General features: G+C 69.7%; 1 protein-coding gene. It reads right to left on the minus strand.

Going from position 1 to position 667, the window contains the following annotated elements:
• Positions 1-667: NADP-dependent oxidoreductase (locus AC1D15_RS35855; RefSeq protein ID WP_477829836.1), on the minus strand; the 667-nt coding region annotated here is incomplete at both ends.

The following is a 667-nucleotide window of genomic DNA, read 5'->3' on the forward strand; positions in this document are numbered from 1 at the left end:
GCCTTTCACCGGGGTCGTGTTGTTGTACTGGCTGATCGCGCCGCAGATCACGATGCGGGCGTGGCGGTTGATGCGCGTCAGCACGGTGTCGAGGATCTCGCCGCCGACGTTGTCGAAGTAGATGTCGACGCCCTGCGGGCAGTTCTGCTTCAGGCCGTCCTTCACCGCGCCGGCCTTGTAGTCGATGCAGGCGTCGAAGCCCAGCTCCTTGACGACCCATTCGCACTTGGCGGGGCCGCCGGCGATGCCGACGGTGCGCAGGCCCTTCACCTTGGCGAGCTGGCCGACGGTCTGCCCGACCGCGCCGGCCGCGCCCGACACGACGATGGTCTCGCCGGGCTTCGGCTGGCCCACGTCCATCAGGCCGAACCAGGCCGTCATGCCGGGCATGCCGAGCACGTTGAGCCACTGCATCGGCGTGCCCAGCCGCGGGTCGATCTTGAACAGCGCATGGCGGCGGATGCCGGCCTCGGGGATCAGGCAGTACTGCTGCACGCCCAGCGTGGCGCTGACGGTGTCGCCGACCGCGAAGGCCGGGTTCTTCGAGGCGACGACGCTGCCGATGCCGCCGGCCCGCATCACCTCGCCGATGCCGACCGGCGGGATGTAGCTCTTGCCCTCGTTCATCCAGCCGCGCATCGCCGGGTCGAGCGACAGCGCCTGGGTC

It is taken from the genome of Rhizobacter sp. P2_H2, from assembly GCF_056403375.1.